Origin of the sequence: Providencia lanzhouensis, assembly GCF_050469745.1 — a bacterium.
In the GTDB taxonomy this organism is placed as follows: Bacteria; Pseudomonadota; Gammaproteobacteria; order Enterobacterales; family Enterobacteriaceae; genus Providencia; species Providencia lanzhouensis.
This window is the reverse complement of sequence record NZ_CP174123.1, coordinates 4011392-4028265: the sequence shown is the minus strand read 5'-3', so window position 1 is coordinate 4028265 and position 16874 is coordinate 4011392. Positions and strand designations below refer to the sequence as shown.

General features: G+C 44.2%; 11 protein-coding genes. 4 read left to right on the top strand and 7 right to left on the bottom strand.

Annotation, left to right across the window (positions count from 1 at the left end):
* Nucleotides 1-89: 89 nt before the first annotated feature.
* Nucleotides 90-2288 (bottom strand): primosomal protein N', encoded by a 2199-nt coding sequence (gene priA / locus ACIH2S_RS18895; RefSeq protein ID WP_272535745.1) that lies wholly within the window; start codon nt 2286-2288, stop codon nt 90-92.
* A gap of 225 nt (nt 2289-2513) precedes the next feature.
* Between priA and rpmE the strand changes: the two genes are divergently transcribed.
* Entirely contained in the window at nt 2514-2729 is a 216-nt protein-coding gene (gene rpmE / locus ACIH2S_RS18890) for a 50S ribosomal protein L31 (RefSeq protein ID WP_036950864.1), read from the top strand.
* A 97-nt stretch (nt 2730-2826) separates the two neighbouring features.
* Here rpmE and ACIH2S_RS18885 read toward each other — a convergent pair whose 3' ends face one another.
* From ACIH2S_RS18885 to metJ, 3 genes are all read right to left on the bottom strand, one after another.
* Entirely contained in the window at nt 2827-3567 is a 741-nt protein-coding gene (locus ACIH2S_RS18885) for an outer membrane protein (RefSeq protein ID WP_036950866.1), read from the bottom strand.
* Between the two features lie 259 nt (nt 3568-3826).
* Nucleotides 3827-4552, bottom strand: a complete 726-nt coding sequence (locus tag ACIH2S_RS18880; RefSeq protein ID WP_108479180.1) for an outer membrane protein — start codon at nt 4550-4552, stop codon at nt 3827-3829.
* A gap of 389 nt (nt 4553-4941) precedes the next feature.
* Complete coding sequence (gene metJ / locus ACIH2S_RS18875) at nt 4942-5259, bottom strand: met regulon transcriptional regulator MetJ (protein WP_036950870.1); 318 nt, start codon at nt 5257-5259, stop codon at nt 4942-4944.
* Between the two features lie 325 nt (nt 5260-5584).
* On the opposite strand from metJ, the gene metB reads away from it, so the two are divergent.
* The 3 genes from metB (at nt 5585) to ppc (ending at nt 12201) form a co-directional block, all read left to right on the top strand.
* A complete protein-coding gene (metB, locus tag ACIH2S_RS18870) occupies nt 5585-6739 on the top strand; it encodes a cystathionine gamma-synthase (protein ID WP_108479182.1) in 1155 nt (384 codons plus the stop codon).
* A gap of 17 nt (nt 6740-6756) precedes the next feature.
* Entirely contained in the window at nt 6757-9198 is a 2442-nt protein-coding gene (locus ACIH2S_RS18865; protein WP_108479183.1) for a bifunctional aspartate kinase/homoserine dehydrogenase II, read from the top strand.
* A 363-nt stretch (nt 9199-9561) separates the two neighbouring features.
* Nucleotides 9562-12201 carry a phosphoenolpyruvate carboxylase gene (ppc, locus tag ACIH2S_RS18860; RefSeq protein ID WP_349488175.1) on the top strand — a complete coding sequence of 880 codons (2640 nt, stop codon included), beginning with the start codon at nt 9562-9564 and terminating at the stop codon, nt 12199-12201.
* 77 nt (nt 12202-12278) lie between these two features.
* Here the strand turns inward: ppc and gadC are convergent, their stop codons facing one another.
* The 3 genes from gadC to metF all read right to left on the bottom strand — a co-directional run bounded on the left by gadC (nt 12279) and on the right by metF (nt 16848).
* A complete protein-coding gene (gene gadC / locus ACIH2S_RS18855; RefSeq protein WP_036950880.1) occupies nt 12279-13817 on the bottom strand; it encodes a glutamate:gamma-aminobutyrate antiporter in 1539 nt (512 codons plus the stop codon).
* A 77-nt stretch (nt 13818-13894) separates the two neighbouring features.
* On the bottom strand, nt 13895-15295 hold the full coding sequence (locus ACIH2S_RS18850; RefSeq protein ID WP_036950882.1) for a glutamate decarboxylase: 1401 nt from the start codon (nt 15293-15295) through the stop codon (nt 13895-13897).
* A gap of 665 nt (nt 15296-15960) precedes the next feature.
* Complete coding sequence (gene metF, locus ACIH2S_RS18845; RefSeq protein WP_036950884.1) at nt 15961-16848, bottom strand: methylenetetrahydrofolate reductase; 888 nt, start codon at nt 16846-16848, stop codon at nt 15961-15963.
* Between the last annotated feature and the right edge of the window lie 26 nt (nt 16849-16874).

Here is a 16874-nt window from a genome sequence, read left to right as displayed (position 1 = left end):
CTTCATCCATGTATTTATGGCAAAAAATGACGGTTTAGTTATTGTTGTCAGTTAGTTACAGTACCTATTTTTCAGGTAAATTAGTGCTGTTAACCATCCGTAGGGTCCACATCAACATTCCATTTTACCTTGCGGCTTTCCGGTTGTTTTAGTAACTCAGGTAATAATTGCGCCATAAACTGTTGCAGATAGGCGCGTGATGGATGTTGCAATAAAAGCTGCCAGCGAAAACGTCCGCCTCGTTTGGCTTGAATAGACGGTGCAGGGCCTAGAATCCATAAACGCGAGTCACTTTGTGGGTGTTGGCTAATATATTGGCGAACATTCTGTAAAAATTGCCGTGAATCCTGATTATTATGATCTTCAGAGCGGATCAAAATATGGCTAGTGAACGGAGGGAGCATTGCCACTCGGCGCTCTTCAAGGGCTTCTGCGGAAAAGGCGTTATAGCCACTTTCTAGTAAGGTGAGCAAAAGCGGGTGCTCAGGGTGGTGAGTCTGTAAGAACACTTCCCCCTGCTTACCTGCTCGTCCTGCTCGTCCGGATACCTGAACATATAATTGTGCGAAACGTTCGGCGGCTCTAAAATCGCTAGAAAATAAGGCGCCATCAACATCCAGCAATGCCACGAGAGTCACATCTGGAAAATGGTGTCCTTTCGCCAGCATTTGTGTGCCAATCAAAATTCGCGCACCACCTTCATGGACTGCGTTCAAATGTTGCTCCAGTTCCCCTTTGCGGCTAGTGGTGTCGCGGTCAATGCGGGTGACGGGCACATCAGGAAATAGCTCGGAAATCCCTTCTTCTAGCTGCTCGGTTCCCATCCCGACAGGCACTAAGTGCGTCGACCCACATTGCGGGCATTGGCGCGGAACAGGGCGTTGGCTATCACAGTGGTGGCAGCGTAACTGATGAAAATTTTGGTGCAAAGTATAGTAATGATCGCAACGCTGGCATTCCGCTATCCAACCACATTCATGGCAGATCAGTGCAGGTGAATAACCTCGTCGGTTTAAAAATAAAATCACCTGATTATTTTGTGCGAGGTGATTTTTAATATGTTGAATCAGTAAATGGGATAGCCCAAATTTAAGTGGCTGACCTTTTAAATCAATCAAATGTTGATCGGCGGGACGGGCATTTCCTGCACGGATAGTGAGATTTAATTGACGATATTTATTCTGTTGAACATTGCTCAGTGTTTCGAGTGATGGCGTCGCAGTTCCCATGATAATTGGGATATTTTCTTTTTTTGCACGGAAAACCGCCAAATCACGGGCATGGTAGCGCCAGCCATCTTGCTGTTTATACGAACTGTCATGCTCTTCATCGATAATAATAATGCCAAGACGAGCAAATGGCGTGAACAAGGCTGAGCGCGTTCCGATGATAATGCCGTTAGAGCCTTGCTTTGCCCGTAACCAAACCGCTAAGCGTTCACTGTCATTGAGGGCAGAATGCAGCACATCAACGGGAACGTTAAAGCGTTCACGGAAGCGATTAATGGTTTGTGGCGTTAAGCCAATTTCGGGGACCAATACCAAAGCCTGTTTTCCTTGCGCCAGAATATTTTCTAACACACTCAGGTAGACTTCGGTTTTTCCCGATCCGGTGATCCCTGCCAGTAACCACGGTGAAAAATTATCATCTTCTGCGCGAATTGCGCCTACAGCAGTGGCTTGTTCGCTATTGAGTCGTAAACGTTCTCCACTCACGGCAAACTGTGATTGCCATTTTTCCGCAACCGGTTGAACAGGGTGCAACTCGGCATACTGTTTTTTCTTTAATGCTTGCAGGGCGGTTTCACTGATTTCAAGCTCACTAACTTGATGGCGATAAACTGGACGGCGGCGTAATAGCGCTAATGCTTGCTGCTGTTTTGGGGATCGTTTTAGCTCATTCAAATCCGCCGCTTGGCCTTCTTCAGTCACTTGCCATTGCCAGATCGGCGTAAATTCAGCAGGTTTCCCTTGGCGTAGTAGGGTCGGCATCGCGTGAAATAATACTTCGCCAATTGGGTAATGATAATATTGAGATGACCATAGCAGCAGCTGCCAGAGATCGTCGGGGAACAGGGTTTTTGAATCTAACACCAGCTCCACGGCTTTGAGTTGGTCTTCGGGAAACTCGCTTTTATCGCTCAGATTGACAACCACACCAAGGGCTTGGCGTTTGCCAAAAGGTACCATGACCCGCCCACCGATGACGGGGACTGGCATATTTGCACCCAAGAGATAATCAAATGTGCGATTTAAAGGAACAGGTAACGCCACCTGAACGACGATCATAGCTGGATTTCCGTCTGTTTTTTGTACAAAAATATGAGGGTATTCTGTTAGAGTACCACAAAAATCATGCTATTTTCATTGCGTGATAAACAGATTTTCTGTATGATCCGCCGCCTTTGGTATCAATTAATTTTGTTTTGCCAATAAACTAAATTTAATCAACACGACGTGTGGTGTCCGGCGTTAGGGCTGGAATGGCGACACGGCCTTATTAGAGGTTCTCCCATGAAAAAAGGTATTCACCCTAAATACGAAGAAGTTACTGCAACTTGTTCTTGCGGCAACGTAATGAAAATCAACTCAACAGCTGGTCACTCTCTGAACCTGGACGTTTGTGGTAACTGCCACCCGTTCTATACTGGTAAACAACGTGATGTTGCTACCGGTGGTCGTGTTGATCGCTTCAACCAGCGTTTCAGCATCCCAGGTGCTAAAAAGTAATAAAACCTGTCACGTTGAAGTTGATTTAACGTATTCAGTAAGAAAACCTGTTCAATTGAACAGGTTTTTTATTGCCTAAAATTCGCCAATTGAGCTGTTAAAAACGGTAGGCGACTCCAAACATAAAGTCATGGCTGGCGAGATTGAATTGGGATTTGTGGGTATCACCAGGATCAAATGCATCTTTAGTTGTGATCTGATACTTCCCTGCATCTAAGAAACGATAACTCATATCAAATAATAAATTGTCGCTCCATGCATATTGACTACCGAAGCCTATACTCCATGCTAATTTATTAATTCTTTCCGATGCTGAATTCAGGTCTGTAGATTTACTACTAGGCGTTTGGAGAAATGTTTGTAGTTCTCTATCATATCGAGTACTTGCCAGACCTAATCCAAAAGAAATATAAGGTGTAAACTGAGTCTGGTTTTTCATATCGTAGTATCCATTTAGCATCACTGTTGTGAGAGTTGCTTCATTTTTCATATCTGTAGATGCATCTATGCCAGATGGAGTAGAAACCTTAGCAACATTATAATTATTTTGAATTTTCCCTCTCATACCAAGCTCTAATTCACTACGAATAGGCAGTGAAAATTGATCGTAAAAGTTATAGCCAATAGCAAGGTAATTACCAAAAGCAGAATGACTTTTATCACTAAAATTGATGGTACTAAAATTGGGATCGCTGAGACTTGCGGATTTGAGCTTTGAATCATACATATTCAAAACTGATACACCAATTTTACTGGATATATATACGCCGTTATTACTGGATGCTATTGCTAAATTAGCAAACAACAAGCAACTTGAAGCCAAAAGTAAATTTTTCATAATTAAGCACCAGTGAATGATTTCGGATGGAAACCTTACTGGAGTATAAGTGATGAAGGCGGGGTTATAGTCAGTGTAAGAAACTTCGAGGGATTGCGCTAAAAAGAGAGAATAAAATGAATATTCATCAGAATTAAGTTCTGTATAATATAGATTATAAGAAATAAATTCTCATCATAATTGTAATATTTAGATTCAATGGCTGAAAGAAGTAGGTTGGCACCTCAAGAATATGTATTAAGGTGCCAACTGAAAATCCTTAGAAACGGTAAGTTATACCAAACATAATGTCATGGCTTCTCACTTTGACTTTAGAAGTGTTTTCTTGGCTATCTGCGTAGTAACTCGCTTCAGATTTTCCTGCATCTAAGAAGCGGTATCCCATATCTAATGAAACGTGATTATTCACTCTGTATTGCGAACCTAAGCCGACGCTCCACGCAAAATTAGTGGTGGTTTTAGATTTGGTGAATTTTTCATGAGTGAATTGGTTCATGCTAACAATATGTTCATTGTAGTCGTAGCGCATTTTGTGGTTAATGCTTGCCATACCTAACCCGACGTTCACGTAAGGGGTAAATTTGGTGTCATTTTTGAAATCATAATAGGTATTGAGCATTACCGTATTTAAGGTGATATCGGTTTTGACATCATCCGAGCTACTTAAATCGACGTGGTCGTTGTAGGACGCCAAGTTATGGCTTGTGGAGGCTTTTTCCCTCATCCCAAATTCAAGTTCGGTACGCAGAGGTAACGTGGTGGTTTTAGAAAAATCGTAACCGACGGCAATGTTGCCGCCGAAAACAGAATCATTGGTATTTCCGAGATTGGTTTTTTCAAATTCGTTATCGCTAGTGAGCCATTTTTGATTTGAAACTTGGACAATTGAAGCCCCGATTTTACCTGAGACATACAGGCTTTCTGCCCCTGCAAAGGCAGCACTAGACACCAAACTGAGTAGAGATACGGCAATAATTTTTTTCATTATAAATTCCATTTAGCTATGTATTCGAATCACGCAATATGAGTATAGATAACTATTAAATTTATCTATGCAGGATCCCCATAAAACTTGATATACAGCAGGCTTTATTGTTTTTTAATATAATTAAGCATTTAGCTGTAAAAATAGTCTTTAGAGGAAAGAAAAATCGCGCTTTATTTGACGGATGGCTTGTTCTTGAGATTAATCCATGGCAAAACGCGTACATTGGTTATCGGCAACAAATGAAATTGCTTAACAGCATGAAGATAATGAAAATAAATGATGGTGGATCAGCGGGTAAGAGTGTTATTGAGGTGAAATAGGCTGCTAAGATAAGTCACACTCGACCCACATCAGTAAGTCGAGTGTTAAAGAAAGACGCGGAGGGATTAATATTCCCAAGTTTCTGGGTCAATACCCAGTTCGCGCATGATCTCTTTTGCTGCTTCAGGGATCTCATCATTGCGTTCTTTACGCAAATCATCATCATCCGGCAGCGGTTGACCAGTAAACGCATGCAAAAAGGCTTCGCACAGTAATTCACTGTTAGTCGCGTGGCGCAAGTTATTGATCTGACGACGAGTACGTTCATCAGTTAAAATTTTCAGTACTTTTAAAGGAATCGATACTGTAATTTTTTTGACTTGCTCGCTTTTTTTGCCATGTTCAGCATACGGACTGACATATTCACCGTTCCATTCAGCCATGAGATACCTTGGATATATTCATTGATAATAAAATAATATACGAGTGTCAGTTTCCTGATCCTGAAGATGAATTTTTTTCAAGATACACTCAGCATACGGGTTAAGAATAAAGGGCTTAAGTTATTATTTAATGCGTATTAAAATCAATAAATTAAGTCTTTTTATATGCCGGTAAGGTGGTCTAACTATCCATTGGCACATAATTATTATGGCTGATTATTCCATTAGTTGTTATAAACGTAAAGAGGTTTAGACGTCCAGACATGTTGACGGCTAAATTTGCTTTGAGTATGATTTGAGCTATCCCATACTTGGAGAGACACTCATGACATACAAAGCATCCACTATCGCGATACATAATGGACTCAATGAAGACTCGCAATTTGGTTGCGTTGTTCCTCCCATCTATTTATCTAGCACCTATAATTTTACAGATTTCAATGAGCCAAGAACCCATGACTACTCCCGTCGTGGTAATCCTGGGCGAGATATTGTGCAGCGAACACTGGCACAGCTAGAAGGGGGAAGTGGTGCCGTGATGACTAACAGCGGGATGTCGGCTCTCCATCTATTATGCACGGTATTATTACAGCCGGGTGATTTGCTCGTTGCCCCTCACGATTGCTATGGCGGCAGCTACCGTTTATTTAATAGCTTGAGCCAAAAAGGGGCTTATCAGGTTGAATTTGTTGATCAAAGTGACGAATCTGCGTTGCAAGCGGCATTAGCGAGAAAACCCAAACTGGTACTCATTGAAACCCCAAGTAACCCGTTACTGAGAATTTACGATATCCAACATATTTCAACGCTTGCACATCAAGCAGGGGCTTTGGTGGTGGTGGATAACACATTTTTAAGCCCTGCATTACAGCAACCATTAGCGTTAGGTGCTGATTTTGTTGTACATTCTTGTACAAAATATCTCAATGGTCATTCAGATATTATTGCGGGTGCGGTGATTGCAAAAGAAGAGAAATGGGCTCTAGAATTAGCATGGTGGGCGAATAATATCGGTGTCACTGGCGGTGCATTTGACAGTTATCTGCTACTCAGAGGTATGAGAACATTGTTGCCTCGCATAAAACAGCAGCAGCATAATGCGGGTGAAATCGTAAAATATCTTAAAACTGAGTCGCTGGTGAAGAAAATATATTATCCTGCCTTGAGTGATCATCCGGGACATCACATTGCCGCCGCGCAACAATCTGGCTTTGGCGCAATGTTAAGTTTTGAATTTGCAGGCGATGAAGCGCAACTTCGTCAGTTTTTACAGGCGCTGAGCTTGTTTACATTAGCGGAATCTCTCGGTGGTGTAGAAACCTTGATTTCCCATACGGCGACCATGACCCATGCTGGCATGTCTCCTGAAGCGCGAGCCGCAGCAGGTATTACTGATAGTTTATTGCGCATTTCAGTCGGTCTTGAAGATAGTCAGGATCTTATCGCAGATTTAAGCCACGCATTTAAGGTTGCGTCATAACGTTAGCGGAGTTTTTGATGAGTGCAATAACAGCATTTGAGGTGATCCCTTGTCACCGACAGTTACACAAGTTTGGGGGAAGTAGCTTAGCTGATGTGAAATGTTATCAGCGTGTCGCCACCATTATGGCGAACTACAGCCAACCCGGCGATTTAATGGTTGTTTCTGCGGCAGGGAGTACCACAAACCAGCTGATAAGTTGGCTTAAATTAAGCCAGAGTGACCGTATTTCTGCCCATCAAGTGCAGCAAGCGCTACGCCGCTACCAGCAAGATTTGATCAGTGGTTTACTGCCTGAAGAGAAGGCTAATGAGCTCAATCAGCTATTTGTTGCGGATTTAGAACGACTCAGTGGGCTACTGGATAAACCTATCAATGATGCTGCCTACGCAGAAGTTGTGGGGCATGGTGAAATTTGGTCTGCACGTTTAATGTCTGCCGTGCTTGAACAGTTTGATATGGCAAGCGCTTGGCTAGATGCACGTACATTTTTACGCGCAGAAAGAGCAGCGCAGCCACAGGTGGATGAGGTTCAATCCCGCCATCTCCTACAGCAATTACTGGTGCAACATCCTCAGCGCCGTCTTGTGGTCACAGGGTTTATCTCCCGTAATCAAAAAGGTGAAACCGTCCTGTTAGGACGTAATGGCAGTGACTATTCGGCTACCCAAGTAGGGGCATTAGCGGATGTCGGCAAAGTCACCATTTGGAGTGATGTGGCAGGGGTATACAGTGCGGATCCTCGCAAGGTGAAAGATGCATGTCTATTGCCGTTATTGCGTTTAGATGAAGCGAGTGAATTGGCTCGCCTTGCTGCGCCTGTCTTACATACGCGTACTTTGCAGCCTGTTTCCGTCAGCAATATTGATTTGCAGCTGCGCTGTAGCTACCAGCCGGAGCAAGGCTCCACCAAAATTGAGCGTGTATTAGCCTCGGGGACGGGGGCAAAAATTGTCACCAGCCACAACGATGTGTGCTTAATTGAGCTGCGAATTGCTGCAGGGCGCGACTTCAACCAAATCTGCAAGGATGTGGATTTATTATTAAAACGCGTACAACTTCGCCCATTGGCGCGAGGCGTTCACCATGACCGCGCTATCTTGCAACTGTGCTACACCTCGGAAGTGGTGGAAAGCGCGTTGAATGTATTGGAAGAAGCGGCATTGCCTGGGTCTCTTTCATTACGTGAAGGTTTTTCACTGGTGGCTCTGGTTGGCGCTGGTGTGTGTAAAAAACCGCTGCATAGCCACCGTTTTTATGAAGAGCTTAAAGGGCAGCCGGTTGAGTTTATCTGGCACTCAGAAGATGGCATTAGCTTAGTCGCGGTACTGCGTACTAATCAAACTGAGCATATCATTCAAGGTATGCACCAAAGCTTATTCCGCGCCGAAAAGCGCATCGGCTTAGTATTATTTGGTAAAGGGAATATTGGCGCCCGTTGGTTAGAGCTGTTTTCGGTTGAGCAGCAAAATATTTCTGCTCGCAGTGACTTTGACTTTGTTTTGGCGGGTGTCGTGGATAGTCGCCGCAGTTTATTGAATTACCAAGGTATTGACCCAAGCCGTGCATTAGCTTTCTTTGATGATGAAGCGGTCGAGCATCAGGACGACAATCTGTTTTTATGGATGCGAGCGCACCCTTATGATGACCTGATTGTGTTGGATGTCACAGCCAGTGGCGAGCTTGCTAATAGTTATGTGGACTTTGCGAGTTACGGTTTCCATGTTATCAGTGCAAACAAACTCGCAGGGGCAGCGCCTACTCAGCAGTATCGTGAAATTCGTGATGCATTCGCCAAAACGGGGCGTCATTGGCTCTATAATGCGACCGTTGGCGCTGGGTTGCCGATCAACTACGCAGTGCGCGATCTCAAAGAAAGCGGTGACGCGATTCTGGCGATCAGCGGGATCTTCTCTGGCACATTATCGTGGCTATTCTTGCAGTTTGATGGCTCAGTGCCTTTCAGTGAGCTTGTCGAGCAAGCTTGGCAGCAAGGATTAACGGAACCGGATCCGCGCATCGATTTATCTGGGCAAGATGTGATGCGCAAGCTCATTATTCTGGCGCGAGAAGCGGGCTATGATATCGAACCGGATGATGTGCGCGTGGAATCGTTAGTGCCAGCGCAAGCGGAAACAGGCTCACTGGATGAATTCTTTGAAAATAGCGCCGTGATTAACGAGCAGATGCAGCAGCGCTTAGAAGCCGCGAAGGAGCTGGGGTTAGTGCTACGTTACGTGGCGCGGTTTGATGCAGTGAAAGGTAAAGCAAAAGTGGGTGTCGAGGCGGTTAAACCTGAGCACCCGTTAGCCTCTTTATTGCCGGGGGATAACGTTTTTGCCATTGAAAGCCGTTGGTACCGTGATAACCCATTGGTGATCCGTGGACCAGGTGCGGGTCGCGATGTGACCGCCGGTGCTATCCAATCTGACCTGAATCGACTTTCTCAGCTTTTATAAAATCAGTAACGCACGGGTTAGATAAACGCGTGCGTTCTCTTCATTTCCCAAATTTTCCAATTCCTATTTTATTCTTAAATAAGATTCATGACTTAAAAGTGCTGAATCGACGATAGATTGCGCTGACGCAATACTTAAATAAGAAAAATTAATAAAAATGGTGCTGTAATTAAATTTCAGAAAAATCACCCAAAGCGCTTTTTTTCTGATATGAATATAGGGTACAGGGTGAAATTCGCGGTCTGCATCACAAAACATAATTCTAGCCGACTGAAATTTTATTACAGGAAATCCAGCGCAGTTTGTTAACCGTTCACGAGAAGCGGGGTGGCATCCTGCCAACAGCACAAGATCAGGAGTCCCATGAATCAGCAATATTCCGCAATGCGCAGTAATGTCAGTATGTTGGGTAAGCTACTCGGTGATACCATCAAAGACGCTCTTGGTGAAGATATCCTCGATAAAGTCGAATCTATTCGTAAGCTATCCAAATCCTCCCGCGCAGGTAATGAAGTTCAGCGCCAAAAATTATTAATGACCTTGCAAACACTCACCAACGACGAGCTATTACCCGTTGCGAGGGCATTCAACCAATTCTTAAACTTAACCAACGTGGCAGAGCAATACCACAGTATTTCTCCCCACGGTGAAGCGGCGAGTAACCCTGTTGCCCTACAGAAATTATTTGGGCGTTTAAAAGAGCATGATTTTAGCCACGGTGATATTCAAAAAGCCGTTGAAGAGCTCTCTATTGAGCTGGTACTGACTGCCCATCCAACCGAAATCGCCCGCCGCACCTTAATTCACAAACTTGTTGAGGTGAACACCTGTTTATCCCAGCTCGATCATGATGATTTAGCGGATTACGAACGCAACAATATTATGCGTCGCTTACGCCAACTGGTGGCGCAATCTTGGCATACCGATGAAATTCGTAAAATTCGCCCTACGCCAATCGATGAAGCTAAATGGGGCTTTGCGGTTGTTGAAAACTCGTTGTGGGAAGGCGTTCCGGCATTTTTACGGGAATTCAATGAACAGCTTGAAGAGTCCATTGGGGCTGAATTACCTGTCGAAGCAAACCCAATCCGCTTTACGTCATGGATGGGCGGCGACCGTGATGGTAACCCGAATGTGACCGCGGAAGTCACTCGCCATGTTCTGCTATTAAGTCGCTGGAAAGCCGCCGATTTATTCTTGAAAGATATTCAAGTCTTGGTGTCGGAGCTTTCTATGACGGAAGCGACGCCAGAACTGCGTGCGCTCGCGGGTGGCGATGATGTGGATGAGCCTTATCGCCAAATTGCCAAAAATCTGCGTAGCCAACTGTTCTCTACATTGGAATATTTAGAGCGCCGAGTGAAAGGCGAGCAAGTTCTGCCACCAGCGGATTTACTGACGGATAACGCGCAACTGTGGGATCCGCTGTATACCTGCTACCAATCTCTCGTTGCTTGTAATATGAGCATTATTGCCAATGGTTCACTGTTAGATACGCTGCGTCGTATCCGCAGCTTTGGTCTGCAATTGGTGCGTATCGATGTGCGCCAAGAAAGCACTCGCCATACTGATGCGCTGTCTGAGCTGACAGAATATTTGGGGCTGGGTAACTATGGCAATTGGTCAGAACAAGAGAAGCAAGATTTCTTACTGACTGAGCTGCAATCTCGCCGCCCGCTGATCCCACAAGATTGGCAACCGACAGCAGAAACGCAAGAAGTATTCGAAACTTGCCGCGTTATCGCTAAAGCGAAGAATGACTCTATCGCCGCTTACGTGATCTCGATGGCGAAAGTGCCATCCGACGTTTTAGCCGTCAAACTCCTGCTAAAAGAAGCGGGTGCCTCCATTAAATTGCCGGTTGCGCCACTGTTCGAAACTCTGGAAGACTTAAATAACGCCGAAAGCGTGATGACTAAGTTGCTTAGCATTGAGTGGTATCGTGAGCTGATTGATGATCGCCAAATGGTGATGATTGGTTACTCTGACTCTGCAAAAGATGCGGGTGTGATGGCAGCATCATGGGCGCAGTATCGTGCACAAGATGCCCTGATTAAGTTGTGTGATAAAGAAGGCGTGAAACTGACACTGTTCCACGGTCGTGGCGGCACCATTGGTCGTGGCGGTGCGCCAGCGCACTCTGCATTACTTTCCCAACCACCGGGAAGTTTAAAAGGCGGGTTGCGTGTGACGGAACAAGGCGAAATGATCCGCTTTAAGTTTGGTCTCCCGCAAGTGACCATTAGCAGCTTAGCCATGTACGCGAGCGCTATCCTCGAAGCTAACTTACTGCCACCGCCAGAGCCAAAAGAAGAGTGGAAGGCGGTAATGAATTCGTTGTCTGACGTATCTTGCGCGATGTATCGCGATTATGTGCGTGAACAGCCTGACTTTGTCCCGTATTTCCGTGCGGCGACCCCAGAGTTAGAGCTGGGCAAATTGCCATTAGGTTCTCGCCCTGCAAAACGTCGTCCTTCTGGGGGTGTTGAGACCCTTCGCGCTATTCCTTGGATTTTCGCGTGGACACAAAACCGCTTGATGTTACCCGCATGGTTAGGGGCAGGTGCGGCGCTGAAACATGTCATCGAAAAAGAAGGCAAGCAAGCGGTACTGGATGAAATGTGGCAAGAGTGGACATTCTTCAAAACCCGTATTGCGATGCTGGAAATGGTGTACGCGAAAGCTGATTTATGGCTGGCGGAGTATTATGACCATTGCCTCGTTGAAAAACGTCTATGGCCACTGGGACAAAAGCTGCGTGACCAGTTATCTGAAGATATTAAAAGTGTTTTAGCGGTCTCTAAAGATGAAGCGTTGATGGCGGATCTACCGTGGATTGCTGAATCCATCGCACTACGTAACGTCTATACCGACCCACTGAACGTATTGCAGGCTGAGCTATTACAGCGCTCTCGTCAACAAGAGCATCCAGACCCGCGTGTGGAGCAAGCGTTGATGGTGACCATTGCTGGTGTTGCGGCGGGTATGCGTAATACAGGCTAGCAATTGATTACGTTATTTATAATTAGTGATAAGTAAAAGGCTGCCAATTGGCAGCCTTTTTCGTTTATGGTCGAACGTTATTTTTTGTTCTGATCATTATGGATCAAATGATAAGGCGAACGCGCCCGTGGATGAATAAAGAAATGGTTCGTTGGGGCATTGTGAGTTTTGATATGCACCATGGAGACGTTGGTGGATTTTCCTACTTTATTGTGGAATGCATAAATCACAAAAGGCAGCAGGAAGATAATTACAAAACTGACCGCGAGCAGCGTCACGTAAGTCGTATCATCTGCTCCGCCCGGCAATGAACTTGGTGGGAAGAATGACACCACAAATGCCAGAATTGAGATCACTAACCCAACAAACGCGATTAACAATTTAAAGCTTTTACCGCCCGGAACGTTGAATGCCCGTTTTTTATCAGATTGTTTGCAGACTAAATGCATATAACCGAGGAACAGCATAAAGTAGCTACACAGATAAATAACAACGGTTAATGCCAGCGCTATCAGGAAGGACATATTCCCGCCGCCGCCCGTGTTAGTAAGGACAATAATCGCCACCGTGGTGATCAGTAATTGGGAAATCACTAACGTGACTGGCACGCCATTTTTATTCACTTTGGCAAAGCTTTTCGGCAGAATTCCTTTTTGTGCAGCGACATACATCCCACGGGAAGGTCCCACAATCCAAGAGGCAATTTCCGCTAATACGCCGAGTAATAGCAACGCGGCAATAATCCGTACTGCCCACTCTAAAGTGGAATTAAAGTGGGTAACGAGAACCTCAAAGGTTTGTACCACACCAGCAGATAGGTTGATTTCGCTGTTAGGGATCACGGCAGCAACCGATAAACCGCCAATAGAGCTTAAGCAAATCGCCGCAATCATCAGTAAAAACATTGCTGCAGGATAATCTCGACCAGGGTTTTTCATTTCGTTGACGTGGGTTGCAGAGGCTTCAACACCCATGTAGCTGAGAATAAAGGCGACAAAGACCACTAATGTGCCGATTTGAGTGAAGTCAGGAATAAAGGTTTTTGTGCTCATCTCGATAGCTAAAGGCGCACCGCTTGCCAAGTAGCTAATCGCTAGCCCAACGAGAATTAGAGCCGGTAATAAAATCCCAGCAAAGAAACCGACTTTTGCGATACTTGCTGTATATTTTGTTCCACCAAATTGGGTAAAGGCGAGAACCCATAAAATCACCAGAGCGCCGATGGTTTTGGTGATGGGATCAGTATTGAGTTCTGGCCAATTTAATATGTAGGATAGGGCGCCGAGTACAAAGTACAGCATCGGAATAAAACCTATCGCAATTTGTAGATAACCAAATGAAATCGCCGCAAATCCCCAACGCTCTCCCAATGTGTTGGAAACCCACGCGAAAATCCCTCCTTCTTCCCAACCTTCAACGGTGGCCATTTCGGCAGCACATAAGGCTACGGGGATGAACCATAGCAATCCCCCTAAGAGTAAAAAGAAGACTAAACTGAAACCCGATGTGGCGAATGTCGGATATTCATAGACCGCCATCACCATAGACGCGGTGATCGCAAAAAAACCTAACAAGGTGAGTTGTTTTGCGGCTGGAGCTGTTGTTGACGTCGCCATGCCTATTCTCCTGTCATATGTTTTACGAAGTCAGTCGGCGCATAAATGAATACGCCGACTGGATAAACGACTAAGGATTAGCTGTGATTGAAACCGCCGCTTTCTTCTTCAGAAAGTGGTGTACTGACAGGGTGTTTCTCGAAATATTCGAGGGTGCGTTTGAAATCTTCGATGAGCAGTGAGGCGAGGTCTAGGCTGACACCATGACGGACTAAAATACGTTGGATCACCAGGTCTTCACGGTTTGCAGGCATTGAGTAAGCGGGAACTTGCCAGCCGCGACTACGTAGTTTGTCTGCAATATCATATAAAGAGTAGTTACTAGTTTTCGCTCCGTCTTTTAATTTCCATGCCAGCGCTGGGATACCTTTGGCACTATCGCCATCAAAGATCATCTCAAATGGACCCAGTTTCTCAATTTCACGGGCAAGGTATTGCGCGGTGGCATAGCAAGCATTATGAATTTTAGCGTAGCCTTCGCGACCAAGACGCAGGAAGTTGTAATACTGTGCAATGATTTGTCCACCTGGACGAGAGAAGTTTAATGCGAAGGTTGGCATGTTACCGCCAAGGTAGTTCACATTGAAAATTAGCTCTTCTGGGAGGTCTTTCGCTTCACGCCAAATTACCCAACCGGCACCTAATGGCGCTAAACCAAATTTGTGTCCAGATGCGTTGATGGATTTAACACGAGGTAAACGGAAATCCCATTCCAGGGTAGGCGCGCAGAAAGGCGCGAGGAAACCACCACTTGCACCATCCACATGAATAGGAATGTCTAAGCCAGTTTCTTTTTGCAGTTTATCTAATGCATCATGAACTGCTTTCACTGGCTCATATTGGCAAGTGAACGTCACACCTAAAGTCGGAACGACACCGATAGTATTTTCATCAACGCGTTTGAGAACTTCTTCAGGGCTCATGATCAGGCGGTCGCCTTCAAGTGGAATTTCACGCAGTTCAACATCAAAATAACGGGCAAATTTATGCCAACAAATTTGGACAGGACCACAGATTAAGTTAGGTTTATCGGTGGGTTTTCCTTTGGCAGCTTGTTTTTTACGCCATTGCCATTTTAACGCCAGTCCCCCTAACATTGCGGCTTCTGAAGAGCCAATTGTTGAGCAGCCTAATGTATTGAGTGCGTCAGGAGAGTTCCATAAGTCAGCGAGCATATGCACGCAGCGGTTTTCAATTTCAGCGGTTTGCGGATATTCGTCTTTATCAATCATGTTTTTGTCGATAGAGAGATCCATTAAACTGCGAATTTCGTCATCGACCCATGTTTGGCAAAATGTCGCTAAGTTTTGTCGGGAATTACCATCTAGCATTAGCTCATCACGTACTGCGCTAAATACATTTCTCGGGTCGCTTTCTTTGATTGGGAATTTCGTTTTTGGTAAGGATTGGGATAAATCAAATGAAGCATAAATATCATCTAATTCACTATATTTTGAAGATACTGATTTATTATTCATACAACGAATCTCCTCAATAATTGAGATGTTATTACTAGGAATGATCAATAATCTTATATTTTCATATAAGCATAAAAATAAATTAGAATAAAGTTCTTTAAACGAAAGTCTTATTTTAATAGCGGTTGTTTTGATTATTTGTTTTTATGGTAAATATGATTTAAATTCGAAGTTAATCAGGTATAACAATTTATCAACATTGTTAATCTGGGTTTTCACTACGTCATTCAATGTGAAAAAATGAGTTGCATCAATGGGATATGTGGTTTCTTTTGTTTTGTAAGCTATTGAAAAATAATATTTTCATTATCAGGTAAATAATGGTGAATAAGGATAAAATAGCGTTTTATGTGATTTTTAATGATATTAATCAGCACATCACTAAGCGACTATTTGTTTTGGATTGATCTAATTTCAGGTTTTTAATTAAATATTTTCTGCATTTTAATTCTATTTGGGCATATTTAAGGGATTATTTATTCCATAACTTTAATATCTAGTCTAATAATGATTGGTTTTAGCCTGCATTAACTATGGAAAATGGAATTATAGAGAATGGCGATAAATAGAATAGAGGGAGGGGAATATAACTGGGTTAATTCACGATAAATGAATTAACCCGATAAGTGATAGGAATGAAGTGGTTACTTCAACCTAACACCCAATTATTTTGGTCTAACGCCTAATGTGTGGCAAATGGCGTAAGTCAATTCAGAGCGGTTTAAGGTGTAAAAATGGAAATCTTTTACGCCTTCACGACTTAAAATTTTCACCATGTCCATGGCAATTGATGCACCAACAAGATTACGACTTTCAGGGTCATCATCTAAGCCTTCGTACATTCTATTCATCCAACTTGGGATACGCACATTGGTGATTTTGGCAAAACGTTCTAGCTGGCGAAAGTTAGAGACTGGCAAAATTCCCGGTACGATTTCCACATCAATGCCTGTTGCTACGCATCGGTCACGAAAACGTAGGTAGCTTTCAACATCGAAGAAAAATTGGGTAATGGCACGGTTGGCTCCGGCTTCAATCTTTTTCTTCAAATTGATTAAGTCTGCCTGAGCACTTTTAGCTTCAGGGTGCACTTCGGGGTAAGCGGCGACGGAAATGTCAAAGTCGGCTTCAGTTTTCAGTAATTCAACCAAATGCTCAGCATACATGTCGGGCTTGCGGCTGTTATCAGGAAGGTCTCCCCGTAATGCCACAATATGGCGAATACCGTTATTCCAGTAATCGCGCGCGATGGTTTTTAGTTCATCAGGGCTGGCATCGATGCAGGTTAAGTGCGGTGCTGCCACTAATCCTGTTTTATCTTTGATATCTTTAATGATGCTATGGGTTCTATCTCGCTCACCGGAGTTAGCACCGTAGGTGACAGAGACAAAATTTGGTTTTAAGACCTTGAGCCTATCGATAGACTTCCACAATGTTTGTTCCATTTCTGCTGAGCGAGGTGGGAAAAATTCAAATGAGACATTAATCTGCCCATCTAATTCAGCTAAATTTTGGTTCAACGCCTCGCGCTGATTTGCGTGAAAGAAACTCATACCCTGTGACCTCGCCTCAAGAAACT

What these genes read in the sequence shown, in the direction of transcription:
- priA (WP_272535745.1), bottom strand. Translation starts at nt 2,288, where the DNA reads ATGATCGTCGTTCAGGTGGCGTTACCTGTTCCTTTAAATCGCACATTT.
- rpmE (WP_036950864.1), top strand. Translation starts at nt 2,514, where the DNA reads ATGAAAAAAGGTATTCACCCTAAATACGAAGAAGTTACTGCAACTTGT.
- ACIH2S_RS18885 (WP_036950866.1), bottom strand. Translation starts at nt 3,567, where the DNA reads ATGAAAAATTTACTTTTGGCTTCAAGTTGCTTGTTGTTTGCTAATTTA.
- ACIH2S_RS18880 (WP_108479180.1), bottom strand. Translation starts at nt 4,552, where the DNA reads ATGAAAAAAATTATTGCCGTATCTCTACTCAGTTTGGTGTCTAGTGCT.
- metJ (WP_036950870.1), bottom strand. Translation starts at nt 5,259, where the DNA reads ATGGCTGAATGGAACGGTGAATATGTCAGTCCGTATGCTGAACATGGC.
- metB (WP_108479182.1), top strand. Translation starts at nt 5,585, where the DNA reads ATGACATACAAAGCATCCACTATCGCGATACATAATGGACTCAATGAA.
- ACIH2S_RS18865 (WP_108479183.1), top strand. Translation starts at nt 6,757, where the DNA reads ATGAGTGCAATAACAGCATTTGAGGTGATCCCTTGTCACCGACAGTTA.
- ppc (WP_349488175.1), top strand. Translation starts at nt 9,562, where the DNA reads ATGAATCAGCAATATTCCGCAATGCGCAGTAATGTCAGTATGTTGGGT.
- gadC (WP_036950880.1), bottom strand. Translation starts at nt 13,817, where the DNA reads ATGGCGACGTCAACAACAGCTCCAGCCGCAAAACAACTCACCTTGTTA.
- ACIH2S_RS18850 (WP_036950882.1), bottom strand. Translation starts at nt 15,295, where the DNA reads ATGAATAATAAATCAGTATCTTCAAAATATAGTGAATTAGATGATATT.
- metF (WP_036950884.1), bottom strand. Translation starts at nt 16,848, where the DNA reads ATGAGTTTCTTTCACGCAAATCAGCGCGAGGCGTTGAACCAAAATTTA.